Annotated in this window: 24 protein-coding genes; 14 read left to right on the top strand and 10 right to left on the bottom strand. The window is 39.7% G+C overall.

Going from position 1 to position 25,742, the window contains the following annotated elements; genetic code table 11:
- Positions 1-23: 23 nt before the first annotated feature.
- From AACW45_RS02725 to AACW45_RS02705, 5 genes are all read left to right on the top strand, one after another.
- The gene (locus AACW45_RS02725; RefSeq protein ID WP_190627326.1) at positions 24-497 is read left to right on the top strand and encodes a hypothetical protein; all 474 of its coding nucleotides are present in this window, start codon (positions 24-26) and stop codon (positions 495-497) included.
- A gap of 70 nt (positions 498-567) precedes the next feature.
- Positions 568-807: a hypothetical protein gene (locus AACW45_RS02720; RefSeq protein WP_190627324.1), complete on the top strand. Its 240-nt coding sequence runs from the start codon at positions 568-570 to the stop codon at positions 805-807.
- 402 nt (positions 808-1,209) lie between these two features.
- Positions 1,210-2,244: a ComEA family DNA-binding protein gene (locus tag AACW45_RS02715; protein WP_190627525.1), complete on the top strand. Its 1,035-nt coding sequence runs from the start codon at positions 1,210-1,212 to the stop codon at positions 2,242-2,244.
- A gap of 172 nt (positions 2,245-2,416) precedes the next feature.
- Positions 2,417-2,851, top strand: a complete 435-nt coding sequence (locus AACW45_RS02710; RefSeq protein ID WP_190627321.1) for a ferritin-like domain-containing protein — start codon at positions 2,417-2,419, stop codon at positions 2,849-2,851.
- Positions 2,852-2,980: 129 nt separating this feature from the next.
- Positions 2,981-3,925 carry an FTR1 family iron permease gene (locus AACW45_RS02705; protein WP_190627319.1) on the top strand — a complete coding sequence of 315 codons (945 nt, stop codon included), beginning with the start codon at positions 2,981-2,983 and terminating at the stop codon, positions 3,923-3,925.
- A 222-nt stretch (positions 3,926-4,147) separates the two neighbouring features.
- Here the strand turns inward: AACW45_RS02705 and AACW45_RS02700 are convergent, their stop codons facing one another.
- The 3 genes from AACW45_RS02700 to AACW45_RS02690 form a co-directional block, all read right to left on the bottom strand.
- Complete coding sequence (locus tag AACW45_RS02700) at positions 4,148-5,050, bottom strand: ABC transporter substrate-binding protein (RefSeq protein WP_190627317.1); 903 nt, start codon at positions 5,048-5,050, stop codon at positions 4,148-4,150.
- A gap of 607 nt (positions 5,051-5,657) precedes the next feature.
- The gene (locus AACW45_RS02695; protein WP_190627315.1) at positions 5,658-6,317 is read right to left on the bottom strand and encodes a molybdenum cofactor guanylyltransferase; all 660 of its coding nucleotides are present in this window, start codon (positions 6,315-6,317) and stop codon (positions 5,658-5,660) included.
- A 25-nt stretch (positions 6,318-6,342) separates the two neighbouring features.
- A complete protein-coding gene (locus AACW45_RS02690; protein ID WP_190627313.1) occupies positions 6,343-8,418 on the bottom strand; it encodes a thioredoxin domain-containing protein in 2,076 nt (691 codons plus the stop codon).
- Positions 8,419-8,795: 377 nt separating this feature from the next.
- Here AACW45_RS02690 and AACW45_RS02685 point away from each other — a divergent pair, with 377 nt between their 5' ends.
- Together AACW45_RS02685 and AACW45_RS02680 are read left to right on the top strand one after the other, a co-directional pair.
- On the top strand, positions 8,796-10,160 hold the full coding sequence (locus tag AACW45_RS02685; protein WP_190543832.1) for a hypothetical protein: 1,365 nt from the start codon (positions 8,796-8,798) through the stop codon (positions 10,158-10,160).
- Positions 10,161-10,380: 220 nt separating this feature from the next.
- On the top strand, positions 10,381-10,863 hold the full coding sequence (locus AACW45_RS02680; protein WP_190627311.1) for a hypothetical protein: 483 nt from the start codon (positions 10,381-10,383) through the stop codon (positions 10,861-10,863).
- A gap of 386 nt (positions 10,864-11,249) precedes the next feature.
- Here AACW45_RS02680 and AACW45_RS02675 read toward each other — a convergent pair whose 3' ends face one another.
- Both AACW45_RS02675 and AACW45_RS02670 read right to left on the bottom strand, forming a co-directional pair.
- Positions 11,250-11,447: an NblA/ycf18 family protein gene (locus AACW45_RS02675; RefSeq protein WP_096644455.1), complete on the bottom strand. Its 198-nt coding sequence runs from the start codon at positions 11,445-11,447 to the stop codon at positions 11,250-11,252.
- A gap of 417 nt (positions 11,448-11,864) precedes the next feature.
- Complete coding sequence (locus AACW45_RS02670) at positions 11,865-12,020, bottom strand: hypothetical protein (RefSeq protein ID WP_190543842.1); 156 nt, start codon at positions 12,018-12,020, stop codon at positions 11,865-11,867.
- A 466-nt stretch (positions 12,021-12,486) separates the two neighbouring features.
- On the opposite strand from AACW45_RS02670, the gene clpP reads away from it, so the two are divergent.
- Positions 12,487-13,092 (top strand): ATP-dependent Clp endopeptidase proteolytic subunit ClpP, encoded by a 606-nt coding sequence (clpP, locus tag AACW45_RS02665; protein ID WP_096644454.1) that lies wholly within the window; start codon positions 12,487-12,489, stop codon positions 13,090-13,092.
- 295 nt (positions 13,093-13,387) lie between these two features.
- On the opposite strand, the gene AACW45_RS02660 is transcribed toward clpP, so the two are convergent.
- The gene (locus AACW45_RS02660) at positions 13,388-14,260 is read right to left on the bottom strand and encodes a hypothetical protein (RefSeq protein WP_190627309.1); all 873 of its coding nucleotides are present in this window, start codon (positions 14,258-14,260) and stop codon (positions 13,388-13,390) included.
- Positions 14,261-14,408: 148 nt separating this feature from the next.
- Positions 14,409-14,552 carry a hypothetical protein gene (locus tag AACW45_RS02655; RefSeq protein WP_190627307.1) on the bottom strand — a complete coding sequence of 48 codons (144 nt, stop codon included), beginning with the start codon at positions 14,550-14,552 and terminating at the stop codon, positions 14,409-14,411.
- A gap of 780 nt (positions 14,553-15,332) precedes the next feature.
- Here AACW45_RS02655 and AACW45_RS02650 point away from each other — a divergent pair.
- From AACW45_RS02650 to AACW45_RS02640, 3 genes are all read left to right on the top strand, one after another.
- Positions 15,333-17,687: a ribonuclease R family protein gene (locus AACW45_RS02650; RefSeq protein ID WP_190627305.1), complete on the top strand. Its 2,355-nt coding sequence runs from the start codon at positions 15,333-15,335 to the stop codon at positions 17,685-17,687.
- Positions 17,680-18,324 (top strand): flavin prenyltransferase UbiX, encoded by a 645-nt coding sequence (locus AACW45_RS02645; RefSeq protein ID WP_199330872.1) that lies wholly within the window; start codon positions 17,680-17,682, stop codon positions 18,322-18,324. The genes AACW45_RS02650 and AACW45_RS02645 overlap by 8 nt, the downstream gene beginning before the upstream one ends.
- A 144-nt stretch (positions 18,325-18,468) precedes the next feature.
- Positions 18,469-19,149 carry a LapA family protein gene (locus tag AACW45_RS02640; RefSeq protein ID WP_190627302.1) on the top strand — a complete coding sequence of 227 codons (681 nt, stop codon included), beginning with the start codon at positions 18,469-18,471 and terminating at the stop codon, positions 19,147-19,149.
- A gap of 197 nt (positions 19,150-19,346) precedes the next feature.
- On the opposite strand, the gene AACW45_RS02635 is transcribed toward AACW45_RS02640, so the two are convergent.
- Complete coding sequence (locus AACW45_RS02635) at positions 19,347-19,544, bottom strand: hypothetical protein (RefSeq protein WP_190543860.1); 198 nt, start codon at positions 19,542-19,544, stop codon at positions 19,347-19,349.
- A gap of 457 nt (positions 19,545-20,001) precedes the next feature.
- On the opposite strand from AACW45_RS02635, the gene AACW45_RS02630 reads away from it, so the two are divergent.
- Together AACW45_RS02630 and AACW45_RS02625 are read left to right on the top strand one after the other, a co-directional pair.
- Positions 20,002-21,594, top strand: a complete 1,593-nt coding sequence (locus AACW45_RS02630) for an NB-ARC domain-containing protein (protein ID WP_306414975.1) — start codon at positions 20,002-20,004, stop codon at positions 21,592-21,594.
- 87 nt (positions 21,595-21,681) lie between these two features.
- Entirely contained in the window at positions 21,682-22,227 is a 546-nt protein-coding gene (locus AACW45_RS02625; protein ID WP_190627300.1) for a shikimate kinase, read from the top strand.
- 185 nt (positions 22,228-22,412) lie between these two features.
- Here AACW45_RS02625 and AACW45_RS02620 read toward each other — a convergent pair whose 3' ends face one another.
- Together AACW45_RS02620 and AACW45_RS02615 are read right to left on the bottom strand one after the other, a co-directional pair.
- Complete coding sequence (locus AACW45_RS02620; protein WP_190627298.1) at positions 22,413-22,631, bottom strand: hypothetical protein; 219 nt, start codon at positions 22,629-22,631, stop codon at positions 22,413-22,415.
- 23 nt (positions 22,632-22,654) lie between these two features.
- The gene (locus AACW45_RS02615) at positions 22,655-24,067 is read right to left on the bottom strand and encodes an ABC transporter substrate-binding protein (protein ID WP_190627295.1); all 1,413 of its coding nucleotides are present in this window, start codon (positions 24,065-24,067) and stop codon (positions 22,655-22,657) included.
- 290 nt (positions 24,068-24,357) lie between these two features.
- On the opposite strand from AACW45_RS02615, the gene argB reads away from it, so the two are divergent.
- Complete coding sequence (gene argB, locus AACW45_RS02610) at positions 24,358-25,257, top strand: acetylglutamate kinase (protein WP_190627521.1); 900 nt, start codon at positions 24,358-24,360, stop codon at positions 25,255-25,257.
- Positions 25,258-25,742 lie beyond the last annotated feature (485 nt).

The following is a 25,742-nucleotide window of genomic DNA, read 5'->3' as shown; positions in this document are numbered from 1 at the left end:
TATCCATTAGGAGGTTATAACTAATGGTTCAGAAATTATCGCGAGATTCTCAAACATTGCCCTTATATGTCAAGTTTTGGAACCGCTTAAAAACCTTTCCTAAAGGATTAGCAGAAGGTTCTCAAACATCTCCCACTGTTTCCGGCCCGGCTGCTGCTGCATTAATTAGCGCGGCATTTGGTTGCTTTATCTTAATGGTGAACCAACACCTGACATCGGCTTTCAAACCTTGGGAAAAAATTATTTGGAGCTTGGGGGATTGGATACCAGGTAGCCACAATCCTAATCCGTTATATGGTGAAATTGGCAGCTACTCTGGTAAAGAAACTGTGATGTTAATTGGCTGGTTAGTTAGCTGGTTAATCCTCAGTAAACTTTGGCAAGATAAACAGATTAAAGCGAGAACTATATTTTTCTGCTTATTTTGCTTTTTGGTAGCTGCAACCGTCATGAATTGGCATCCTTTATTTCCCTATTTACCTTTAATGCCAACATAAGCAAAATTTTGTGAATTTTCGCAAGATTTTTTGATTAGTTAATTCATCAAACTCTCGGAGGAATGAAAATATGCAAACACAAAAATACAACCAACAAATTCGCCAATTACACCATTATGTTTTGGCGATGGTGAGTGTTTTGGTGTTATTTGCTTTGACTTTTCCCATTGCTTGCTTGCGAGTCAGTCAAAGCCATAAGTATGGTAATGCAGCTTTAAAATCCCTATCCTGGGATGAACCGCAACGACCTGTAACTTCCTATACCTCATTGGTGCCAGCCAAAAATCAAAATTCTCAATCTGTGAAGTAAAGTCTTCTTTTCTCGCTGACTCCAGGATTATCAATCGTTAATGGTCAAAAGTCCATAGTCAATGTCTAGAATCTATTGACTATGGACTCTTGACTACTGACAAGACTGCCCATACAGCTTTTGCCATTAAATCTCAATATTTTAAACTGCTTTAATAAAGATTTTATCCCTAGCAATGGCTAATTAGTCCTTTTAAATCAAAGTTATTGGCTGATAAAGTTCAATTAAGTCAAGTCAATAAATTAGAAAAATTATTAAATTCTAGTTAATATTTTGTACCTAGTTGATAAATAGTCGCATTATATGTGAAAGTACAATCTATGACAAATTGTCGAAGGAAACTACTGCTTGTAGTTTGAGATGTGGCAATTGCTATCCACCAAAATCATCACCAACGCACAAATGATAAAATATCGCTATATCTGTCTCACTGTTGCTGCTGCTGCCATCGTTAGTTTAAGTTCCTGTAACAGTACACCCACAGCAGAAAATCCAGCTACACCATCTGCTAACTCTAGCGCTCAGGTGGCTGAAACAACAACTCACAGTAATCACGGTGGGAAAGCGAAAATTAACATCAATAGTGCGATTTTGTCGGAGTTGGATAAATTTGAGGCACAGTTAGGCGTTCCCGCATTATCCAATAAAATTCAGGCTAATCGACCATACGCTAGCCCAGAAGATTTAGTTAGCAAGAAAGTTATTACTCAAGAAGAGTTTGACAAAATCAAAGATGCAGTAACTGTGCAAGAGGTTGTGCTTACCGGTGAAGCTAAAGATGTTGATTACATGACAAAGTTGGGCTTAATGAAAGGACATCTTTTAGTTGCACAAGAACTTTTGGATCAAAATCAGCCTAAACAAGCCGAACCCCATATTGGACATCCGGTAGAAGAGATTTATGTAGATGTGGAAGAGCAACTCAACGAGCGCAAAGTCAAAGAATTTAAGACTACTTTAGTGAGTTTGCAAGATTTGGTCAAATCTAATCCCAAGAATGCCAAAGTTAAAACTGATTTTACCGCTTCAGTGCAATCAGTTGACGGCGCGATCGCGGCTTTACCAGAAGCGCAACGTAAAAAACCCGGATTTGTGCTGCAAGTGATTAACGGCTTATTAGATGCAGCTAACTCAGAATATGGAGCTGCGATCGCTAATGGTAAAATAGCTGCTGCAATTGAATATCAAGACTCCCGTGGCTTTGTTGTCTACGCTAACGACTTGTACAAAGGAATTGCTAGCCAAATAGCACAAACCAGTCCCGAAGCGAATAAAGCCATTGAAGCCAGTTTTGCTGACTTACTGAAAGTTTGGCCTGCAGCTATTCCACCTGCTACACCAGTCAAAACCCCAGAAGAAGTCACCAAACTGGTAAAAACTATTGAGCAAAACTCTCAAAAAATTATCGATAAAACTAGCACCCAAGCACAACAATAATAATTGGACTGGACTAGAGATGGAAACAGGAGTTTAAAATAAGTTAATAATGAGAAAACAGTTAGGAGCTAAAAGTTAAAATCTTCGTAACTTTTAACACTTCAAACAAGTATCATCCTTAACTTATTTCTCATTACTCTACATTCCTAACCTTTGCTAAACTTAACAACTGATGCAAGAGCTTGACCACAAAAAGACTGTCGATTTATTAAACGCCATCATGGAATTTGAACTAGCAGGTGTAGTCCGCTATACCCATTATTCCTTGATGGTGACTGGCCCTAACCGCATTCCCATCGTGGCTTTTTTTAAAGCCCAAGCTAGTGAATCTTTACTCCACGCTCAACAAGTAGGAGAGATTTTAACTGGTTTAGAGGGTCATCCTTCCCTGAGAATTGCGCCAATGGAGGAAAGTTACCAACATTCAGTCAAAGATATTTTGGCTGAAAGTTTATCTCATGAAAAAAAGGCGTTGGATTTGTATAAAGCTCTGCTAGAAACTGTCACCAATGCCAGTATCTATTTAGAAGAGTTCGCCCGTGGCATGATTGGTCAAGAAGAGATGCATAATCTTGAATTGAAAAAAATGTTACGTGATTTTAGTTAATAGTCATTAGTCAACGGTCAATTGTCAATGGTCAATAGTCAATTGTCAAAATTTTGACTTTGGACTGTTGACTTTGGACTGTTGACTTGAGACTGTTGACTTGAGACTGTTGACTTTGGATAATTAACAATGGATTTTAGTACTGCTTTACCTACATTTGTAATTACACTCCGAGAAGGAGTAGAAGCAGCCCTTGTGGTTGGGATTGTGCTGGCTTTACTCAAAAAAGGCAAACAATCTCGACTCAATTCTTGGGTATATGCTGGTGTTGGTGTTGGGATTGCTATTAGCGCGCTCATTGGCGTACTTTTCGGCTGGATAATTCAAGCCTTAGGTAAAATTAATCCTCAATACACCTCTGTAGTTGAGCCGATGCTCGAAGGTGTATTTAGCGTATTAGCGATTATCATGCTCAGCTGGATGTTAATCTGGATGACTCAACAAGCGAAATCGATGAAAGCCACTGTTGAGGGAGCAGTTACAGAAGCACTGACACAAAAATCAAATGCAGGTTGGGGTGTTTTTAGCTTAATTTTAATTGCAGTAGTTCGCGAAGGATTTGAAACGGTTTTATTTATTGCGGCTAATTTTCAACAAGGATTTATGCCAGCTTTAGGTGCTATTGGTGGTTTAGTAACTGCGATCGCCATTGGCGTTATGTTATTTAAATGGGGTATCAAAATTAATATTCGCCAATTCTTTCAAGTAATGGGTATTTTATTAGTTTTGATCGTAGCTGGTTTAGTAGTTTCGGCGTTAAAACATTTTGACGAAGCTGTCGCCAACTTAGCTTTAAGTAGTCGCGCTACTGAAAGTCTGTGTTTTTATTACGAGCGCTTTACTAAAATTCATTCTTGTATTTTAGGCCCAATGGTTTGGAATACAGATAAAATCTTACCCGATGAACAATTCCCTGGTGTGATTTTCAAAACTTTGTTTGGCTACAGAGAACATCTTTATGTGGTACAAGCAGTAGGTTACTTAACATTTTTACTAACAGTTGGCGGTGCTTATTTCCGCAGTATTACTGCTGGCTCTTCTGCACAAACAAAAAATATCAAACCCATTGCTTAAATTTTAAAATAAGCATAAGTAGCATGAGTAGTGGACTGACAAGCCTAAAATGTTGCAATAAATCTCTTCTTTTTTCTCTGCTTCCTCTGCGCCTCTGCGGTTTATTAATGCACTATTTTAGCCTTGCCACGCCAGTAGGGTGTGTTACGCCGCAGGCTAACGCACCATTAATATTTTAGATTTTGGATTTTGGATTATACAAGGACTGAAAAAGCTCTCAATTTATGCTTTTGTCGATAAAACTTGCGTTAATTGCTGACAAGTTTTTTCTATTGCATTAATACTACCTGGATTCACTAGCCCATAATAATCAAAAGTATAAACTCGGTTATTTTGAGTAGCTTGAAGTTTTTGCCAAAACGCTTCCTTTTTTAAAGAATCTAAAAGTTGCGGATCTGCATTATTAACAATTATTAAAACTTCTGGATTCGCTTCTAAAACCTTCTCGGCTGATAGGGTTACATAACCACCTATGGGGCTTGTTCCTTGGAGTTCAGCTACCAAGTTTTTCGCTTGAAACTTTGCTAATAAATCCCCAGCCCAACTATTTTTATTCGGTGCTAATATTGGTTGACGACTTACCAATACTAAAGTCGAAGGACTTTGATTTGATTTAGTTGCTAAAAAACCTTTGTAGCGGTTTAATAAAGGTTGAGGATCGGCATTAATTAACTCGGCTAATTGTTGAGTTAATTTTTCTAGAGATTCCCAATTTTTAACTTGGGTAAGAAGAGTAGCAATTTTTAAATCCTTGAGTTTTTGAATAGGTTGATTAGAAAAACCTTCTGCACCAATCACTAAATCTGGCTTTAAAGCAATAATTTTTTCCAAATTAGGTGGAGTTTGTCCTTCACTCACACGCGGAATATTAGCGAATCTTGCATCATCTTTAAATAATCTACTTCCAGTAATCCCTACTAGCTTTGTTGCATCGAGTTGGTAAATAATATCAGCTGCTAGAGAAGATAAAGCCACAACTCTTTTCGCAGGTGCTTTTGCTACTTCCTGAGAATTGGGATTTATCGGTGAATTTGTTAATGGCTGCTGAATAGTTGCGTTGTTACAAGCAGCAATTAATATAGTTAATAAAACTCCGAAAATAGGTAATAGCCAACGACGCAGCATATCAAAATCCTTGATGAATTGTATAGGGGATCAAATCTGCACAAACTGAGAGGATTTTTGGCAAATTTATATATTATACAATTCTTTACAAGAAAAAAGCGAGTAGAATCACTAGTCAAAACCTATGAATCAGATGATGACTGCGTTACTCGCTCGGAACTATACAAGGCTTATTGAGAAATCCTATATTTAATATATAGTAATAATTCCTAAAATATTACAGCCAAAAAATATTTTTTTGAAAACTTATAAGATTTTTTGCGATATTTTCTCCTTTATCAATAATTCACTGAATTTTTAATTTTCTATTGACATTGTGTTGAAAAGTGTTATTTCTTAGACAGAAATAAGAGTCTTTGTACAAAGGCATCTTGGGGATTTATTAAGACAGATACGTAGGTTGGGTTGAACGAAGTGAAACCCAACATATACAAGGCTTTGGGGTGTTGGGTTTCGTTCCTCAACCCAACCTACATTTGTAGCGATTATTCTTCAAATTGGTATAAGTCTTTGTACAAAAGCATATCGGGGATTTATTAAGTAACCTTAAAGTTACCAAAGTAAGTGCATTGATTTCTTTAACCTTTGTATAAGGTTGGGATAAAGTTTATTCATTATCAGCTAAATCTTCTGGTGTATTACAGTTAAATAACATTTCTGGTTCAAGGACAGGTAAAACTTGTACAGAATGTTGTTTCAGCCATTGTTGAAACGATCGCCCCCCTTGATTGATAAACTCTAAAAGTTGGGGTAAACAGCGACTGCGATAAAAACCACACAAAGGTTCCCAGCCTTTAGCATGATGAGCCAAAGCTGCGATCGCATCATCTCCCACAGTATCAAGTCTAGCCATCCATTCTTGCAACACCTCAGCCTTTAACTTAGGCAAATCGCAAGCCAGCAACAGCACCCAGTCGGTTTGTACCTGCGCCAGTCCTTGAGAGAATCCCACTAGTGGCCCGTGAGAGGGGGATGAGGGGGACAAGGGGGACAAGGGAGACAAGGGGAAGGGGGATATGGGGGTTTCTGGGATAAATTGACAACCTGGTAAAAGTAGGTGTTGATAGCGTTCCGGCCAGGGAGTGACTACATAAACGGTATCAGCACAAGCTTGAGCAATGCTACAAACGCGCTGTAGCATTGGTATTCCTTGTATGGGAATCAGGGCTTTATCTTCACCCATCCGCGAACTTTGTCCACCTGCTAAAACGATGGCTGTTAGTTGGTTATTTAGAGACGCGATGAATCGCGTCTGTACAATTTTCATTTGTCCTCCGTCCCCTATATCCCCCTCATCCCCTACTCTGGCTTTGCTGTACTTGTTGCCATAATTGTTCAATGCTTTGTGCTGGTGCAAGGCATTTTAAACCTTGGCAAACTAAGCCTATGGTGTTTTCTGGTAAATTTGATACTGCTGCAAATACTACAGTCGGCAAGTATTTGGGCATTAGGGACTTAATTTGTTCAGTATTACTACGAATAATCGTTGAGTTTCGATACCAATCTAAAGCCGTAAATAAACTGGGACAAGCTTGGGGCGAACGAGCCATGACAGTCTTAAAGGCTTTTAAACCTTGCTCGGCTAAATTTAGGTAATGCAGATTGTCGGTGAGTAAGGTAAGACGGACAAGATTAGCGATCGCAATTCCGTTAGCTGAGGGTGTAGCATTATCTACATAGCTGCGTTCGCGGACGATTAAATCTTGGCTAGCGTCAATTGCGGCGTTGTAGTAGCCACCTAATTCTACACTCCACAGAAATTCGTTAAATTCATCTTGCAGCGCGATCGCTTTTTCTTGCCACAATGAAGCAGAAGCTACATCTCCCATCCCCAGGGAAGCTTGGTGTAAATCTAGCAGCGCCTTAATAAAAAAGGCGTAATCTTCAGACTGGGCTAAAATATGGGGTTGTTTATCATAATTGAGTCGGTGAAAACGCCCATCGACAAATTGATGCGCCAAAATAAAGTTTGCCGCTTTGGCTGCAAGTTCTAAATATGATAATTGTTGAAAGACAACCGCCGCCCTAGCTAAACCAGAAATCATCAAGCTATTCCAAGCTACAATCATCTTTGTATCTGTGACTGAAGGAATGCGTCCCGGCCAGTTATAAGTTTTCGCTTCTTGATTATCACGCGCTGGTGGGAAAGTCTCTAAAGATTCAGGCGTATTTCCGTAGCGTTCTGCAAATAGCTTATCTAGAGCAACTTCTACACTTTCACTGAGTTGTCCAGCTTGTAGCCGTTGCAACACATTCTGACTTTCAAAATTACCGCTAAGAGTGATAGTAAATTGCTTTTGTAATTCAGTGAGTTCTGTATGTGCAAGTATTTGTGAGAGTTCGCTGTAACTCCAAACGTAAAAAGCACCTTCTTCTGGTTCTGCGGCTGAGGGGTCAATGAAACTATCAGCATCTTGAGCTGCATAGAAATAACCTTCAGGTGCAGTCATTTCTCTTTTGAGCCATTGTACAGTTTTGGCGATCGCTCTTTCAAAAGCTGGTTCCTGTAGTCCCACACTCCATAAATTCGCCAAATACTCGACAATTTGCCCGTTATCGTAAAGCATTTTCTCAAAATGGGGTACTGTCCAAGTCGGGTCAACAGTATAACGGTGAAAACCACCACCCACATGATCGTAAATTCCACCCAACGCTAAATCTAGTCCTCGCTGAGTAACAACTTGTGTACCATCATAGCGAGAAGAAAAATTAAACCGATTTAAACGCGATACCAATTCCCCATAGGGAATCATTGGGAAACTATTACCAGATTGATTAGGTGTCAGTATCGCTGTGCAAGTTTCCCAAGCTTTGCGGAGTAATTCCTGTTCTGCAACATTAGCCGCCGTACCATCTTTTAATACAGCCGATGTCAGTAATGCTTCCACCATTGCAGCTTTGCGTTGCTGCAAATCATCTTTTTCTGTATCGTAATAACGCCGTAGCGCTTGCAGCACTTGTAAAAACCCTGGACGACCATAACGCGGCTCCAATGGGAAATAAGTACCAGCGTAAAATGGTACTAAATCGTCTGGAGAAAGAAACACATTTAACGGCCATCCCCCTTGACCGCTCATCATTTGCAAAGCTTGCATGTAAATGCTATCAATATCCGGTCTTTCTTCCCTATCTACTTTGATGGGTAAGAAATTAGCATTCATGTACTCAGCAATAGTCAAGTCAGAAAAAGCCTCACCTTCCATGACAGTACACCAGTGACAACTAGAGTAGCCAATAGAAAGAAATATCGGCAGATTTTTTTCCTTTGCAGTCCCCAGTGCTTCATCACACCAAGGCCACCAATCAATAGGATTTTCAGCGTGTTTGCGCAGATAGAGACTTTTTGCTTCAACAAGACGGTTAGTCATGATCTGATGGGAGTTAGTTACCTTCTTTGCCCAGTCTATCGCTCCACAGCCTGAGTGCAGCAGTCAATATTTACCAGCAAAACCTGACGAACTGAATTGTTCCTGTAATCATCGTAAAATTAAGCAAAGCAGAACGTTGATTCATAACCGTCATGTAAAATCCCTTTACAACGAAATAAGCAATCGCCAAACTTTGGTAAAAAACTCAAGTTCTTAAGGATAGACGAGATTTAGTTTCTCTTATCAATTTGCATTTGCCCCACTTTTTAGACTCCTAATGATATAGAACTTACGCAAAAATTACCAAAAAGCTTAATTTATCGAACCGCCAAGCTGATATAACTAAACATATAAAATTTGGAGGAAATTTTTAACTAATGCTTTCTGAAAAACAAATTCAAGAACATATATGGAAACAGCGAGATACATGGACAGAATTGATTGATATAGCAGAAATTTCTGAGCCATATTTATTTGCTGATGATCTATCTGATATTACTCCAAATTCTGTGATTCAGAATCATATATATAATCGTCTTTCAAGAATTGATAAAAATGTTCGTACAATAGAGTTAATTGGTTGTGAAGTACCTTTAGATAAGGAACTAGATTCTACATTAAGAGCAGATTTTTTAGGGGCATCCATAGATGAACCAATATTCGCCATTATTGAGCTAAAGAAAAATGTTCAAACAGAAAGGCAAGCATTTAGCGAACTTTTGGCATATTCCAACCATATAACTACAGCTTTTCCTACTACGTGCAAAGAAGATATTTATTCTGTTCTCATTGCTCCAATGGAAGCAAGAATAACTAGAGAGTCTGTAATACATACTCTTGTTTTTGATAGAAGACCTATTTATGCATTAATTCCTTACTTTACGGACGAAGATAATATTGAAACTTTACGCCTAAAACCTTGGATTCCTTCCTCAGAAGATTTATCAAAAATTACAGGAGTTGCTTTTGATCATAAAAACTTTAGCTTGGTAAAAATAGCTTGGGAATATATTCCAGAATTTTGGAATGAACCTAATAAAGATCCTTCAGATTGGGTAATTGCAAATTTTAATCGAGTTTCTGTTTTGACAGCACAAATAATGGAAGCTCAAGGACTTCATGGTTTTGTCTATTGCTCTCAAGTATGGCCAGAACTTTATAAAGCTTTCCCTTTCCCTAACTCAATGATAATAGCAGCTTTAAATCCCTACATTATAGGCAATACTTACTGGTACATAAAGGAAAATAATTATTTAGAAAATAACATTTCACAAATGCTAAATAGAAAAAATTTTCAAATTACCAATATTTTACCTGGTCTGAATAAAAGTGCAAAAAATATTCATAAAGAATATAACTATCTTTCTAATTTGTATGACCTCTGGAACTCACATCTATTTAGAATTGGTCTAAATGTAGTTAAACGAGTTAATCAAGATTACAAAGGTTCAAAAATTTCAATTAATCATGCTTGTATGACATGGGAAAGTTATCAGAAAAGTTTGATGGAAGATAGTTATTGTAAGAATTTTGATATTATAACAACAGGATTAGTCAGAGAAATATATTGCGATGTAACAAGTATAGATTATGAAGCTACAGCAAAAACACCAGGATTTAAACATCCTATATATGATGGTATTCCAAATTATGCGATAAACATATTAAACAATCGAGAGTATTTTAGCCGATTTCTATCTAGGATGTTTAATCCAGAGTTTTGGATACAAAAAAATGATTGATTATTGAAGAAGTAGAGCTTATAAATTTTGGTTAAATTGGCATGATAAACACGATGCTATATCCATTTTTTTAATCAAAAAGATATCAAATAATGACTAGATATACCTTATTTAAAAGCAATTTATTTTATTGATAAAATTTGTATTTATTATTAATCAACTTTCTAAATAAAAGATAAAATTTAGTTAATGTTACAAAAATAATAGATTGTATTTTCTTATGAATAGCCAAGAATCGAATCCAATTCAAAACGAAGACCAGCTAGATTACAAAGTCTTGTTAACTAATGCAAAGCAGGCCTTAAAAGTTCAATACCAGAAGTCAGCCGCTTTAGCATCACAATTGGAAGCTATCAAAAATCAGTTAGAGCAAGTTCAAGCTGAAAATAAAATTCTTAGAGAAAGCACCTATGAAGATGTAATTAAACACTTTGAGACGCGCACCCAAGCAGCAGAAGTAAGAGCGCTCAAAACCGAAGTACGACAAAAGTTCCTCGAAGCAAATGGTTGTCAGGATGACGATAGCTTCGATACTCTATGGGAAACTATTAAAAATCAAATTCAAATCCAAGATGGTGATCTGAAAATCATTTCTAAAAATGGAACCCCTAAGTTCACCTTCACAGGTAAATTATTGAGTTTGAAGGATTTTATTCAATCCCTCAAAGAAAATCCCACCTCTAGAAAGTTTTTCTTGGATTAGCACCCCTATGTGGAAGTTAAAAGTCAAAAGAATTGTATTTTGGGCTTTTACACCATGTTTTACTAGTACTTTGGCACATTAATAATGATGGAAAAATTATTACGTAGTAAGGACTTGATTCCTTATCTTCAGCACAATCTGTACTGACTACGTAGCCATAAAATTAATGTGGTGAACTACTACTCAATGCCTCTGAGCTAGTTGAAGACATACTCTAGGAGTCACGCTAGCAAGCTCCTACCTCATTTTATCTTCTTGTACAGAATACACTTAGGTGGGCAACTCCCCAGCTTATCAGGGTTTTAGTGGGAATTGCCTACAATTAAACTTCAAGTCTAGGCAATTTTTCAAAAGTCAAACCAGATTCCTATATTTGCTTTCTAGCTTTAGCCAGAGAATGCACCTGAATCTATTTCCCACTCCTGCTTCAACAATTCTTTGTAAGTTGTTTCCTGAATCAACATCTGCTCATACAGTTTGAGCAAAAATTCCTGGGCTTGTTCAAGAGACATATATTGCACTTGGTTAGCAAAGCTTCTCAGGCTAAATTCTTGTTCTAAAGATAATTTAATGGGCTGATTCATTTCTGGCTCCTATGCCCAAATTGGGCGACAACTAGAGGTTGAATGCTGACTAATATTCGTCTGGCTAATTAACTCGCTGATGTCGGTAACTCATGCACTCATTTAGGTATTCGGCATTCGCTTGTTTAGTGGTTCACCACATGAGAGCGACAGTTTTGTGTAGTTATATTAAATACTATAACAAAATATTTACAAAATGGAGTCTGGTGAGATACACACCTAAGCAAAGAAACATTATTTGTGATTTGGCTTGCAGATGGGGATTTTTCCCGTTTCATCAATAGTCAATAAAAACGAGTTGCCCCTTTAACAACATCAAGCATGAGCAAGATTAGTTAAAGGGGCTATTTAATGCAGCCATAATATTGAATTTAGGTCAATAAACCACAAAAGTAGCGAACCAACAACCCATGTATGTTACCGCATAGAAGCAAACAGCGAGTTAACAATTGTGGCTGGTGTTTCTGGCAAAGACACTGAAGACTTTGTCTGAACTCTAGTATTTGGGCTAAGACCGACTATTAAATGAAGTAAGAAAGTGATAATGGCGGCTTGCACCAGTTTTTCTGGCATGGCAGGTCTCCTTCTCAGTGGACAGCGTTTTTACATTGACGAGCTACTCTAACTACACCCTGTACTATTGCATTACCGAAAATTGTTTAATATTCCGGATAATTGCCCATAACAATCTTGAAGAATTGTTGAAAAAGTTACCAACACCTGACAAAAAAGCACCTGGTTGGTGCAGATGTTAGTAAATTTAGTCATCACGCTACAAAAATTTTGCAGCCAACCCACAAACATCTAGATTAGTGACCACGACTTGCGGATATCGATTAAGACACAGACTACGGATAAAAAGTTCCCGAAGCCGAAAGGCAGACAAATGACAATTGTAGAGACGCGATTCATCGCGTCTTTGCCTTCGCCCCATGCCCAATGCCCCATACCCAATGCCCAATGCCCAATGCCCAATGCCCAATACCCAATACCCAAAAACAAACGATAAAATGGATTGAAATAGCTACAAGCAGGCTGCATGATTCCTATAGTCATTGAACAATCGGGTCGCGGCGAACGCGCCTTTGATATCTACTCACGGCTGTTGCGTGAGCGGATCATCTTTTTAGGACAACAGGTTGATAACTCCATAGCGAACTTGATTGTTGCCCAACTACTATTTTTAGATGCTGAAGACCCGGAGAAAGATATTTATTTATACATCAATTCTCCCGGTGGTTCGGTGACAGCCGGTATGGGCATATTTGACACTATGAAGCATATCCGCCCAGATGTCTGTACCATTTGTACCGGATTAGCGGCGAGTATGGGTGCTTTCCTCCTCAGTGCTGGTACTAAAGGTAAGCGGATGAGTCTACCCCATTCTCGGATTATGATTCACCAACCTCTAGGTGGCGCGCAAGGACAAGCAACTGATATTGAAATTCAAGCGCGAGAAATTTTGTATCACAAGCGGCGGCTAAATGACTATCTAGCCGAACATACAGGTCAACCCCTGGAACGCATCGCAGACGATACTGAACGCGACTTTTTCATGTCGCCAGAAGAAGCCAGAGAATATGGCTTAATTGACCAAGTAATTGACCGTCATTCTGCTGGTAGCCGTCCAATGGCTGTTGTTTAGTCAATTGTTAGAGACGCGATTAATCGCGTCTGTACAATAGTCAATGGTCATTTACACCATTTAATTAAACCCCATTCAACAATCCTGACTCATGAGGAAAGTTGAACGGGGTTTTTTGCTAATGACAACTGACTAATAGACTTCTTGCATAAATATTGTCGCTGTGTTGACTAGAGTTTGAAAAGCTCACGCAGAGCCGCAGAGCCGCAGAGGAGAATGCGAAAATTTAGGACTTTTGCAAGAGGCTATTGACTATTGACCATTGACCATTGACCATTGACTATTGACTAACTCCTTAAAATCCTGCAATGGGATCTGGCTGAGATTGTAGATATTGCAGAAAGGTATATAACTCGTCTTCGGTAAGTAAAGTCCGTCCGCGCTTACCGTAGGTTTTAATTAAATACTCCCTTCCTTGTTCTGGTGTCCAGCCTAAACGCTGTAGTTCGACATCTGTTTTGGCTATGACATCAGATAAATCTACAGGTTCGCTTTTCTTTTTTCTCTTACTGGCTGTTGTTGGTGTCGCAACGTCTTCTGATGAACTATGGTTACGGGGTGTAAAGGGTGTGACATTACTAGGAGTCATCCCAGATAAGGGTTGATTTTCAGAATTTTTCCCAAAGATACTGCCTAAGTTATCGCTAGGCGCATCGAATTGGCTGGAAATTTCGCTGGAAATTTCATTAGTTGTAGAGAAGTTATGATTTAATTCCTGACTGTAATTAGGGATTTTACTAGTGGTAGCTGTATCAGTAGCGAACAATTCGCGATCGCTCTTTACATTATCCCCAGTTATACTTTGTCCCGCAAAGGATGGTACAGCAGGTTCTTGACTACTCACAAAATCCCGTTCCTTGATTGGTGAATAAGCAGGTTCATTAAATCCACTCGTCAAGCTAGCTGGTTTAGGCTGTACCTGTGCTGGAGTCTGGGGAGCATCTGTCACCGTTGCTTGGGGTGCTTTTTCCATTCCCAAAACCATTAGCGCTCTCATTCTCGCTTGATCTTCTGCTGCTTCTACGGTATCTGCTGCGGCTAAACCTGTGGCGCGGGTAACGCCATCAATTTGTATGCTAGCGCGAACTATATATTTTCCTTGAAAAATTTGCACTAACTCAGAAATAAGACTACCTTTGGGATACAAGCTCTGGAATTGAGCCAACATAATACTGCCACCAATTTTAATTCTGTTGAATAAAGGGGGTGATACTAACTATGTATACAAGCTAGTACCTCTGCCGAATAAACCAAAAGTTAATTTTGGCTGTGGGATTTGAAATGTGGGATTGAACCTAAGCACCCCAGAAAGAAGGTTAGAGGATTTTCCCTGGATTTTGGATTTGTTCTCCCCAGCAGTGGCGCGGGATCAAGCCAAAAAATCCCTCATCGGCAATATCAAAAGAATTGTATTCTTTTGCGCTGGATACTTTGTCAAATGATATGTTGATTTCCGGCATGACGTACTACGAAATCAAATTTTCTCCCCTCCTCACTTTCATAGCAGCTTGGCTGGAGAGGAAACTGTAACCAGATGTCACAAACTTTGCCATGCTCTCATGGATCGAAGTAATTTTCGCTCCTCACTCCTGTGTCCCGATTGTAGCAGTAGCTCTTTTGCGAGAACATTTTTGGCTACTAATCATCAAATCTGAGTAGGAGTGCAGGCAATGCTATACTAATTACCCAATTCGATATGCAGAACTCTTTGTTGGAAATGCGCTCTAAATCTACAATAATGAAGGTAAGGTTCGCCCTCACTGCCCGTTAAGCTGCTTACCTAATTGTTACCGATTCTACAGATGGGAAAGTTAGGTCGATCGGCAGTTTCTCCTAGTAAAAATCAGATTCTAATGGCGTAAAAGTACCTTGAGTCTAGACAATTAAACACCTGTTTCCCTGTATAACGTTTTTGGGTCGCATGGGTATTTCTACCAGCCCAGCATCTAAAAACTAGTCGCGTAACTACCTTGTGGGGCAAAATCTTATCAGGCGTGCTTTGTCGGTTGGACTGGATGAAGGAACTCAAACCCAAGCGAACTCTGAGATTATCGTGCAGTGAGAAGCTTGTAGACGCTACTGCGAATTTTCGCCAGTTGAGTCAGCAATATCCCTTGGAACTTCAGAATCCCTGCTTGAGGGTATTTAGTTTCTAGCTAGAGTCTGTAGTCTTTAAGGGTATACAGGAAACAACCAGATTAAAAGAAAAATGATGTTTTGACCAAAGGTCGGTTCACTGCATGGAATTTTCAATCGCTACACTCCTTGCCAATTTCACCGATGATAAATTGGTAGCTCGTAAGGTTTTGGAAAAAAAACTTGGCTGCGAGGATGAACTTAGTTTAGAAAAACTTCACATTGCCCTGGAGATTTTAGAGAAAATTGGCATTCTTGTCAAAGAACGCGGTAAATATCGCCGGGTGGTGGAAGAAGGCTTAATTGAAGCTAAACTCCGCTGTTCTAGCAAAGGATTTTGCTTCGCGATTCAAGATGTGGAAGGCGCTGAGGATATTTACATTCGCGAAAGCCATCTGAGTAATGCTTGGAATGGCGATCGCGTTTTAGTCAGAGTCCTCAAAGAAGGTAGTCGTCGGCGTTCTCCAGAAGGCGAAGTCAAGCTGATTCTCGAACGCTCTAATCACACTTTACTGGCGCGGATTAAGCAAGTAGAAAGCGGCTTCCGTGCGGTTCCTCTAGACGATCGCCTGTTGTTTGAACTCAAATTACAAACCAACGGGATGAAGTTAGATGAAGCACTCGACCACCTGGCCCATGTGGAAGTATTAAGGTATCCCTTAGCACAATATCCCCCATTGGGTCGAGTAGTGCAAATTTTGGGAAGCGATGCGGAAGCTGCTGCTGATATAGATTTGGTCACCTGTAAGCATGATTTAAATCGTAATTTTACGGAAGCAGTGCTAGAAGCAGCTACTAAGTTACCCAAAAGACTACTGAAAGCCGATCTGAAAAATCGCCTGGATTTACGCAATTTATTTACCTTCACCATTACCGGGGTCAACGGTGACCCGAAAGTAATAGAAAATGCCTTTAGTTTGGAAAAAACTGCCAATGGCTATTGGCGTTTAGGATTTCATGTCACCGATGTTTCCCACTTTATCCAGCCAGATGAAATCTTAGATCGGGAAGCACTCAAGCGCGGGCGGTCGGTGTATCTGGGAGAATTAGTATTACCGATGCTCCCGGAAACCGTAGCCGATCGCTGTTCTTTAGTTGCTGGGAGCGATCGCCTCGCTTTATCATTTTTAATAACTATCGATCCCAAATCGGGAGAAATTGAAGAATGGGAAATTCAACCCAGCATTGTTAACGTCGATAACAGTCTCACCAAGCCACAAGCCGAAGCTATCCTCGCAGGCGAACCGCACAAACAATCAGAACAGGTGGTGCAAACTTTGCAAAACCTGGAAGGATTACGGAACATCCTGAAACAGGTGCGTTTAGATCGCGGTAGCTTACAGTTAAATTTACCGCCTAGTCAAAATCCTTACTACGATGAGGGAATTCTCGGTGCGGTAGTCGTCAATGATTTACCAGTTCATTCTCTAATTACAGAGTTAGTCCTGTTAGTCAATCAACTCATATCCAGCCATTTCAGCGCTTTGGGAGTCCCCGCCATTTGGCGCGTTCAAGGTACACCCGACGCCGAAGATGTCCAAGAAATGCTGAAATTGGCAATTAACTTAGGTGTGGAACTGTCTCTAGAACCAGAAGTAGATATTCAACCCCTAGATTATCAACATTTAACTAGGGCGTTTGTGGAATCTGCTTCTGAGCAAGTATTGACATATTTGTTACAAGATACACTCAAGCCATCAAGTTACAGCACCACCAAAGCACCGCACTTTGGGCTGGCTTTAGCGGAATATGTCCACTTTACAGCTCCCTTACGACGGTATCCTGATTTACTCTTGCAGCGCGTATATTACACATTACTCGAACACGGACGCGATCGCCGCAATACCCGCGTGAAAGAACGTGTCAATCTGCGCCATTCTTCTTCCCACATCGAAATTAACTGGAACGTCCTACCCCCCGAATTGCAACAAGAACTGCAAAGCGATTTAACGCGGGTAATTATCCAAATTAACGACCGGGAAAAAGAAGTTCAAGAAGCCGAAGCCGATTTAGCCGGACTGCAAAAAGCCCAACTAATGAAACAGCGCATCGGCCAAGTATTTCAAGGCGTAATTACAGGCGTGCAATCCTACGGTTTCTTTGTAGAAATTGAAGTTCCCGCCGGCGAAGTGGAAGTTAGTAGACATCTTGGTGTACCTTTGCGGGTTGAAGGGTTGGTACATGTTAGTTCTCTCAAAGATGACTGGTATGAATACCGCGCCAGACAACAAGCCTTATTTGGGCGGAAAAATCGTGCTTCTTATCGATTAGGCGATCGCGTTTCTGTCCAAGTTAAGAGTGTTGATTACTACCGTCAGCAAATCGACCTCGTGACAGTAGGTAGTGATGGCGTCGCTAAAGGCTTAGATCTCAACAGCCAGAATGACGATTTATCAGAAATTTATCTCTCAGCCCATCTCGATCCGGCTGACTTAGAACCTTACGAGGAGGATGAGTAAATCTACTAGTAATCGAGTGTCTAATCACACATATCCTTTAATTCTCGGCGTATCAGGTGCATCTGGCTTGATTTACGCCGTTCGTGCTCTAAAATACCTGCTAGCAGCAGATTATCAAGTTGAACTAGTAGCTTCCAAATCAACCTACATGGTTTGGCAAGCCGAGCAAGATATCAAAATGCCATCGGAAGCCGCCGCGCAAGAGCAATTTTGGCGCGAACAAGCAGGAGTTAGCAATTCTGGTAAACTACGTTGTCATCCTTGGAGCGATGTGGGTGCGGGGATTGCTAGCGGCTCCTTTCGCACTTTGGGCATGATTGTCATGCCATGCAGCATGAGTACCGTAGCTAAATTAGCAGTGGGCTTAAGTTCCGATTTACTCGAACGCGCTGCTGATGTGCAGATGAAAGAAGGTCGCAAATTAGTCATTGTTCCCAGGGAAACTCCTTTTAGCCTGATTCACCTGCGTAACTTAACCGTTTTAGCCGAAGCTGGCGTCCGAATTGTACCAGCAATTCCTGCTTGGTATCACAATCCTCAAAGCATTGAGGATTTAGTTGATTTTGTAGTTGCTCGTGCTTTAGATCAACTGGATATTGACTGCATCCCCATTCAGCGATGGCAAGGTCACCGTTAAAGTAGGAAGTATGAAGCATGAAGTATGAAGTTTGAAGTCTGAAGTTTGAAGGATAAAATTTAAACCTACCCTGGAGAAACCTCCTTTAACCTTCATCTTTGGTCTTTATTCTTCATTCTTTATCTTTTATTTTTTAACAATTTTATGAGTGTAATTCGCTTAATTCTGTTGGTAGTGATATTGGGAGGGCTAACGCTTTTGTTAACCCAAAATTGGTCGCCTGAAATACCGTTAGTATTTCTCGGTATGCGGACTCAACCATTACCATTAGCAATGTGGATGTTACTTGCTACTACCGCAGGTGGTTTGACAACTTTATTTATCATGAGTTTGATCAAAGTATCAACTTACTTTGTCCCAGAACAACGCCAAACTCGCTATAAATCAGCAACCAGACCGCGTAATCAAACAGCCTATAAACAACCAACACCTGAACCAGCACCAACTAATCAAACAGAAAAACGTGCCAGCGATACATTTGATGATTGGAATACAAATAATCAAGATGATGACTGGAACTTTGATGATAATCCCCAGGAGAAATCAGCATCTAGACAGCAAACTTCAGAGTTTTCCGAGCCTCAAACCTATGAGCGTCAACAAGAACCTAAAAGTTCTTCTCAATCTGGTTCTGTGTACTCCTACAACTACCGCGAGCCAAAAAATACAGCCGTTGGTAAAACCGAATCTGTTTACGATGCTGATTACCGAGTAATCGTTCCCCCCTATCAACCCCCGACTACCAATCAAGCTAATGATGATGAGGATGATTGGAGCTTTTTTGATGACGACGAAGACTTTGAGGATGACAAACCTCGTCGCTAAAGCTAGGGGCTAGGGGCTAGTACCGCAGGGCGGAAGTCAAAAGTCAAAAGTCAAAAGTCAAAAGTAATATGGAGCCAGCTTTTTAACGATTGCAAATGGTCTGTTTATTTACGCCGTGCTGTACTAGAGACTAGAAAAAAATAAATGACCAATGACAAATGACCAATGACAACTGACAACTGACAACTGACAACTGACTAATACTTAATTCCACAACGCTCCCGTGATTCTTGCCTGACGTTACCATTCATTGCTGCTTCTTGCAAACTCATAAAAGCGTTGAAATCTTCTAAATCATATCTAGTGGTTAATAAATGTCTTAATTGGTTTTCTGCCTCTACGGTTAAATAGCCACATGCTAAAGCTTTTTTCACAACATCACGAATTCGAGTCATGGCCGGCACCTCATACATACCACATTTATTGATCTGGACTGACTCAGGTGAAATTTTCCGTAGTTTCTTTAACTAAATTGTTAAATTGACAAATATTTTTTGTACAATTTTAGTTAAAAAATAGTTATTTTTTACACCTTGTATCTACCAGATTAGGGAACAAAAGCTTACGAGAACTGAATCTTACATCGCTAGCATTGTATTAGTAGAAACACAGTATTGTGTAAACCTAAAATCGTTCCAGCAAAGAAAGTCTTAGCTATTGAGATTGACCGAATTTTTCCACTTAAAGTTTCAAACAATTTTTATTAAATTTCAATTAAGCCCAAGATAACCAAGTGACAAGCCCTTAGTCACCTAACGCCAGTTATTAAATTCGTTAGAATTTCATCGTTAATTTACTCTTCTTTGATATAAGAATCGTTAGTATATTGCCTAAGTTACTTTAATTACATTAATGAAGCTAATGGCAGCCGATGATTCTTATCGCTTAGAAGCAGACTTTATAGAAGCTAAAAATAATTGGGAGTTAGAAAAATTATACGTGGATTTGGCATCAGCCAAGGGAAAAGCTTTGACACCAGTAGAGAAAAAATTTCTGCGGGGTTTGCTTTGTGGTTGTAGTCCTGCTGAGATTGCCAAGGTAGTATATCAAAGTGGCAGTAGCAGTACTGTGAGAGTATATCTATCAAATGGATTATATAAATATATAGAGGAAATGCTGAGTAATCAAGTGGGAGACTCAGTCAAAGTCAAAACTTGGAGCCGAGTAACTCAGTTGCTAGAAAAGGCTGGCTACAAAAAAGGTTGGTTTAATTTACAACCAATTAATCCCATCATCGACAATAAAGATATGGAGTTAGATTTACTTGCTGATAAATCAATACTCAAAGATAGTAGCGATCAATTAATTCATGGTAATGTCTTTCACGGACGCCAATTAGAACTGACTCAAGTTAAAGAATGGATTCTTCAACAACGCTGTCGGTTAGTGGTAATCTTGGGTATGGCTGGGATTGGTAAAACAGCTTTTTCACTCAAGCTGATAGAAGACATAAAACCACAGTTTGAGCATGTGATTTGGCGATCGCTTCAATTTGCACCACCCCTAGAGTTATTCTTAGATCAACTCATTCAACAGCTATCGCCAGCTTCCCCCGCCACTCTTCCTGGAATAATAGACCAAAAAATCGCCCAACTGATTGATTTTCTGCGTTCTCATCGGTGTTTACTGGTGTTAGATCGCCTAGATGGGATTTTAGAATATAGCGATCGCAATTCTACAACCAATACACCAACGATTAACCAAATCTCCTATCGTCAAGGATATGAGGGTTACGCTGAGTTAATCAACCGCATCGGAGATATTGAGCATCAAAGCTGTGTCATATTGACTAGTCGAGAAAAAACTCAGGAAATTGCGGCTTTAGAAGGTATAGAATTACCAGTCCATTCTTTAAAATTAAATGGTTTAAATCAACAAGAAAGCATTTTTCTGCTTAAAGATAAAGGTTTAGTTAATCAATCTTCACAATCAGATTGTCAAATACTGATTGAGCAGTATGCTGGTAATCCTTTATTTATTAAATTAATTGCGACAACAATTCAAGAATTATTTGCGGGAAATATAGCTGAGTTTATCGCCCAAGAAACCAGAATTTTTGGTAATATTAGAATAATTATTGAGCAACAGTTTAATCGCTTATCTCAGTTAGAAAAACAGCTATTATACTTTTTATCACTGCAAGATAATTTGCAGTCAATCAGAGAGTTACAGCAAAATCTACGCTTACCAGGATTATCACTGCCAATGTCTCAAAGATTAATCTTGGAAGCTATGGAATTATTACAACGACGCTCTCTCCTTGATAAACAAGCATCTGGCTTGTCTCTAAATCCAGTTTTACGAAAGTATATTCTTGAACGATTAATAGAAGAAAACGCCCAATGGCAAGCAGATAAAGATTATAACTTACTCCTAAGTAATACAATTTTTACAGAATACTTCAAACAATATCTGCAAAATCAGCACCCTAAGACACAGATGTAATTTTTAACTACTTTGACATATTCTAATGTTTTTTCAGTTGGTATAATAGCTGATAAATGTTGAAGTCAGAGAGAGAACGGTAGTTCAGTGAATAGCTTATTGCAAGGGGTGAATCTGTATTTAATTGGGATGATGGGTAGCGGTAAGACTACAGTAGGACGCTTACTAGCCAAGCATCTCGGTTATGGATTTGTCGATACCGATGATGTCATTGTCCAAGCAGCAGGAAAATCTATCAATCAGCTGTTTGCTGAGTCTGGAGAAGCAGCGTTTCGTCAATTAGAAAGCGATGTGCTAGCACAGGTTTGTGCTTTCACCAAATTAACCATAGCTACAGGTGGCGGTATTGTCACGCGCCAAGAAAACTGGAGTTATCTACATCATGGTTTAATTGTCTGGTTAGATGTGCCAGTAGAGTTACTTTATAGCCGCTTGCAAGAGGATACCACAAGACCATTATTAAAAGATGTCGATCCTTTAGGCAAATTGCGATCGCTTCTCGAACAACGACAACCCCTATATTCCCAAGCAGATTTGCAAATCACCATCAGCGCCGAAGAAACACCAGAAGACATTGCAAACAGAGTCATAGCAGCTATACCCAGCGTTTTGAAAAAGACTGTTTCTCATTGAGTAGAAAATCTGCTAACAAATTATTAAGTGTAATTGCGGCGTAATTATGACAATAATGCCATAATATTCGCAATTATCGCTGAATCATAAGTGTAGTACCTTTTCAACCTGCGATCGCATCTGTGGATTTTTCTTGATTAGACGCTTGAATTTACGTACAAATCCCGCACTCCAAACTAAATTTCTCACTCATCTAACTCCGCCATCAAATCAGCAACAGAGCCTTGTTTGATATTCCCCTGTTGGTAGTCGCGTCTAGCTTGTGCAACTTCTGTTAACAGTTCATTTCTACGTTGTTGGCTTAAACGCTTGCTAATGATATCTACCAGTATCGCTTGTTCCTCTGGATCGAGTGCTTCTACAACATCAATTGCTTGTTGCAGTGTTGATATTTTTTCTGTCATGATTTTTATCTACAATTTTAAGATTAAATGCCTACCAATAAAGGTACAAAATCATAGCCAGTGGCAGATTTACTACTAGGCTGCACTTTAACTAATATAGCCGTGCCACTGCGATCGCCTGAAGGCAAAAATTGAATCGTACCTGTAGCACCCTTGGCGGTAAAACTCGAACTATGCAGCACTTGCTGTAAACCATCGCGAGTACTAGCTTGTTGTAAACCTTTAGCGATCGCTATAGTTGCATCATAAGCTGTAGCTGTTCGCCAATTCACAGTTCCACCCCAAAGTTTTACCGCATTCTGTGGAAAAGGATTGCCGGGAATTGCTGTAGGATGCCAAGGTACAGGTAACACCATTGAGTTAACATCGGCTTTTCCTACCTGTAAGGTTTTAAATGTGTAAAGTGTCGGATTCGCAAAAATTGTTAATTTGCCGTTATTAGCAGCTGCTAATTCTAAAGCCTTGTTAATTCTATCCACATTGGGCGCTAAAACTAAAGCATCGGCACCACTGCTAATAAACTGGGAAATTAAGGTATTTGGATCGAAATTTGCGCTAGCAATATCGCAAGTTGTAGAGTTAACCTTTCCACCGCCAGCTACTAACCCTTTGATAAACTCATCCCTAAAAGATTGAGTATCAATCGATTTAGAATCAGTACAAATAGCAATATTAGTTTTCCGCGCCGTTTTCACAGTGTAATTAGCTAGACGTTCCGCAAAAGCGCCATTACTAGGAACAGTACGAAAGATATAGCTACCAATTCCCGAAAGATTTTGCGCTGTACTGCTAGGAGAAATCATGACTAATCCTCCCTGTTGGTAAATTGGTGCAGCTGCGATGGAAGTATTACTCGAATTATGTCCGACTACAGCCAAAATACTGCTGTCTTTGACAAACTGTGTAGCTACCTGTTGCCCTTGATTTGGATCGTTATCATCACTCGCGATCGCAATCTGCAACAGTTTACCATTTATCCCACCCCCACGATTTACTTCATCTTGAGCTTGGGCGACACCCCGTAAAATCTCCTTAGCGACATCTAAGTTACCGCCAATAGGAACACTAACAGCAATTTTCCAAAATTTACTATTTTGCGCTTGCAAGTTATTCAAATAAATTAAGGATTCTGGATCGTTACGATTTTTTGCCAAAGATGCTTTTAACTTAGCAGTAGCCGTAACAAAATCGCCCTTAGCAAAAGCTTGTACTCCCGCTTCTTTATCAGGACTAGTATCAGCAGTTACTAAAATTTTCTCACCCATACTGACCTTAGTTGACGTAGAACCAGAAGGTGCAGGTGAATTATTATCTGATAGTAAAGAATTAAAATTATTACCAGAAACTCTACTCAACAGCCAAAAGCCCAAACCAAGTAAAACAGTAGTTAACAGCAGAGATAAAACTAGTAGCTTGGTTTCTTTTTGAGAATTCATATATAAATTAATACATTTTAAACCAGAATTAATACATACCTTGCTGTTCGCAAAAATCGCACTAACTTAATAACAGATTAGCGCGATCGAGGAGCAGAGCAGACAAGAAAGACAATTGTACAGACAAGGGTTCATCGCAATTGTACAGACGCGATTCATCGCGTCTCTGACCAATGACCAATGACCAATGACCAATGACCAATGACTATTGACTATTGACCATTGACTATTGACTATTGACAAAGTCTTGTAAACTGACTTGATAGGTATTTAAGTCTTAAAAGCTCCTCATAATGGTCAACGATACTGAGTACATCAGGCAAACCGAAGCCACTCGTGTACAAGTGCTAAGTGAAGCGCTGCCTTACATTCAACAATTTACTGGGCGCACTGTGGTGGTAAAATATGGCGGCGCAGCCATGAAAGATAGTACCCTCAAAGATCAAGTTATCCGCGATATTGTCTTTTTATCCTGCGTCGGCTTGCGTCCCATTCTCGTCCACGGTGGCGGGCCAGAAATTAACAGTTGGCTAGATAAACTGGGAATTGAAGCTCAATTTAAAAATGGTCTGCGCGTCACCGATGCTCCCACAATGGATGTGGTAGAAATGGTGTTAGTCGGTCGAGTCAATAAAGAAATTGTCGAACTAATTAACCAAGCCGGCGGTTTGGCAGTTGGACTCTGTGGTAAAGATGGTAACTTAATTACAGCCCGTCCCCAAGGTCAAGAAGGCATTGGTTTTGTTGGGGAAGTCAGCAACGTAAATATCAAGATTTTGGATACATTAGCCAGTAACGGCTATATTCCCGTAGTTTCCAGTGTCGCCGCCGACGAAACAGGACAAGCTTACAACATTAATGCAGATACTGTAGCCGGAGAAATAGCCGCCGCCTTGGGTGCCGAAAAATTAATTTTATTGACTGATACCAGAGGGATTTTAAAAGATTACAAAGATCCCTCAACCTTAATCCCCAAAGTCGATATTCCCGAAGCTCGCGAATTGATTAATTCTGGCGTAGTTAGCGGTGGAATGATTCCTAAAGTCAATTGTTGCGTGCGATCGCTTGCTCAAGGAGTCAAAGCCGCACATATTATTGATGGTCGCATTCCCCACGCCTTACTTTTAGAAATTTTCACCGATGTTGGTATTGGCACAATGATTCTCGGTTCCCAGTTTATTGGGAAATAGTCATTAGTCAGTTGTTAGAGACGCGATGAATCGCGTCTGTACAATTGTCTTCCTTCCCTTTATTTAGTTCTAAGTCCCTTAGCACGGGGTACATAAGTGTAGAAGTAATTAGTTTGACCTTATGTGTTACTCAGCGTCGCAAAATGGGAATACTATAGTAGGGATTTTCCCAAATCGAATTGGTGCAGTTTGATAACCAAACTTTTTGTAACTCAGTATTTTCTTCATCGAAAATTAACCACATTCAAGTTTCTAAAGAGCCATGAAAGATTAATATAGAAATATCAGGGTATTTTTTAGCTTCCTTTGCTACGTAAATTTCACGGCAAATACTGCCGCCCAGCACTAGCAGAGCATCTACTGGCTGGGAAGATACGGAAACTCAGGTTATAGTAGTACAGATCAGCCAGAAGCCAAATATAAGCCACATACCACAGAAAAGATTTTTGTATCCAAAGCCACAATTCCCTCGATTTTGTTCTACG

It is taken from the genome of Calothrix sp. FACHB-168, from assembly GCF_963889195.1.
In the GTDB taxonomy this organism is placed as follows: Bacteria; Cyanobacteriota; Cyanobacteriia; order Cyanobacteriales; family Nostocaceae; genus Aulosira; species Aulosira anomala_A.
This window is presented reverse-complemented; position numbering and strand designations above follow the sequence as displayed.

Bases quoted from the DNA above. Each gene is read 5' to 3' on its own strand.
- AACW45_RS02690 (WP_190627313.1), bottom strand. From the start codon at position 8,418: ATGACTAACCGTCTTGTTGAAGCAAAAAGTCTCTATCTGCGCAAACAC.
- AACW45_RS02720 (WP_190627324.1), top strand. From the start codon at position 568: ATGCAAACACAAAAATACAACCAACAAATTCGCCAATTACACCATTAT.
- AACW45_RS02710 (WP_190627321.1), top strand. From the start codon at position 2,417: ATGCAAGAGCTTGACCACAAAAAGACTGTCGATTTATTAAACGCCATC.
- AACW45_RS02615 (WP_190627295.1), bottom strand. From the start codon at position 24,067: ATGAATTCTCAAAAAGAAACCAAGCTACTAGTTTTATCTCTGCTGTTA.
- AACW45_RS02725 (WP_190627326.1), top strand. From the start codon at position 24: ATGGTTCAGAAATTATCGCGAGATTCTCAAACATTGCCCTTATATGTC.
- AACW45_RS02630 (WP_306414975.1), top strand. From the start codon at position 20,002: ATGAAGCTAATGGCAGCCGATGATTCTTATCGCTTAGAAGCAGACTTT.
- AACW45_RS02685 (WP_190543832.1), top strand. From the start codon at position 8,796: ATGCTTTCTGAAAAACAAATTCAAGAACATATATGGAAACAGCGAGAT.
- AACW45_RS02620 (WP_190627298.1), bottom strand. From the start codon at position 22,631: ATGACAGAAAAAATATCAACACTGCAACAAGCAATTGATGTTGTAGAA.
- AACW45_RS02640 (WP_190627302.1), top strand. From the start codon at position 18,469: ATGAGTGTAATTCGCTTAATTCTGTTGGTAGTGATATTGGGAGGGCTA.
- AACW45_RS02670 (WP_190543842.1), bottom strand. From the start codon at position 12,020: ATGCCAGAAAAACTGGTGCAAGCCGCCATTATCACTTTCTTACTTCAT.
- AACW45_RS02680 (WP_190627311.1), top strand. From the start codon at position 10,381: ATGAATAGCCAAGAATCGAATCCAATTCAAAACGAAGACCAGCTAGAT.
- AACW45_RS02655 (WP_190627307.1), bottom strand. From the start codon at position 14,552: ATGCCGGAAATCAACATATCATTTGACAAAGTATCCAGCGCAAAAGAA.
- AACW45_RS02705 (WP_190627319.1), top strand. From the start codon at position 2,981: ATGGATTTTAGTACTGCTTTACCTACATTTGTAATTACACTCCGAGAA.
- AACW45_RS02715 (WP_190627525.1), top strand. From the start codon at position 1,210: ATGATAAAATATCGCTATATCTGTCTCACTGTTGCTGCTGCTGCCATC.
- AACW45_RS02645 (WP_199330872.1), top strand. From the start codon at position 17,680: ATGAGTAAATCTACTAGTAATCGAGTGTCTAATCACACATATCCTTTA.
- clpP (WP_096644454.1), top strand. From the start codon at position 12,487: ATGATTCCTATAGTCATTGAACAATCGGGTCGCGGCGAACGCGCCTTT.
- AACW45_RS02660 (WP_190627309.1), bottom strand. From the start codon at position 14,260: ATGTTGGCTCAATTCCAGAGCTTGTATCCCAAAGGTAGTCTTATTTCT.
- AACW45_RS02635 (WP_190543860.1), bottom strand. From the start codon at position 19,544: ATGACTCGAATTCGTGATGTTGTGAAAAAAGCTTTAGCATGTGGCTAT.
- AACW45_RS02695 (WP_190627315.1), bottom strand. From the start codon at position 6,317: ATGAAAATTGTACAGACGCGATTCATCGCGTCTCTAAATAACCAACTA.
- AACW45_RS02700 (WP_190627317.1), bottom strand. From the start codon at position 5,050: ATGCTGCGTCGTTGGCTATTACCTATTTTCGGAGTTTTATTAACTATA.
- AACW45_RS02650 (WP_190627305.1), top strand. From the start codon at position 15,333: ATGGAATTTTCAATCGCTACACTCCTTGCCAATTTCACCGATGATAAA.
- AACW45_RS02675 (WP_096644455.1), bottom strand. From the start codon at position 11,447: ATGAATCAGCCCATTAAATTATCTTTAGAACAAGAATTTAGCCTGAGA.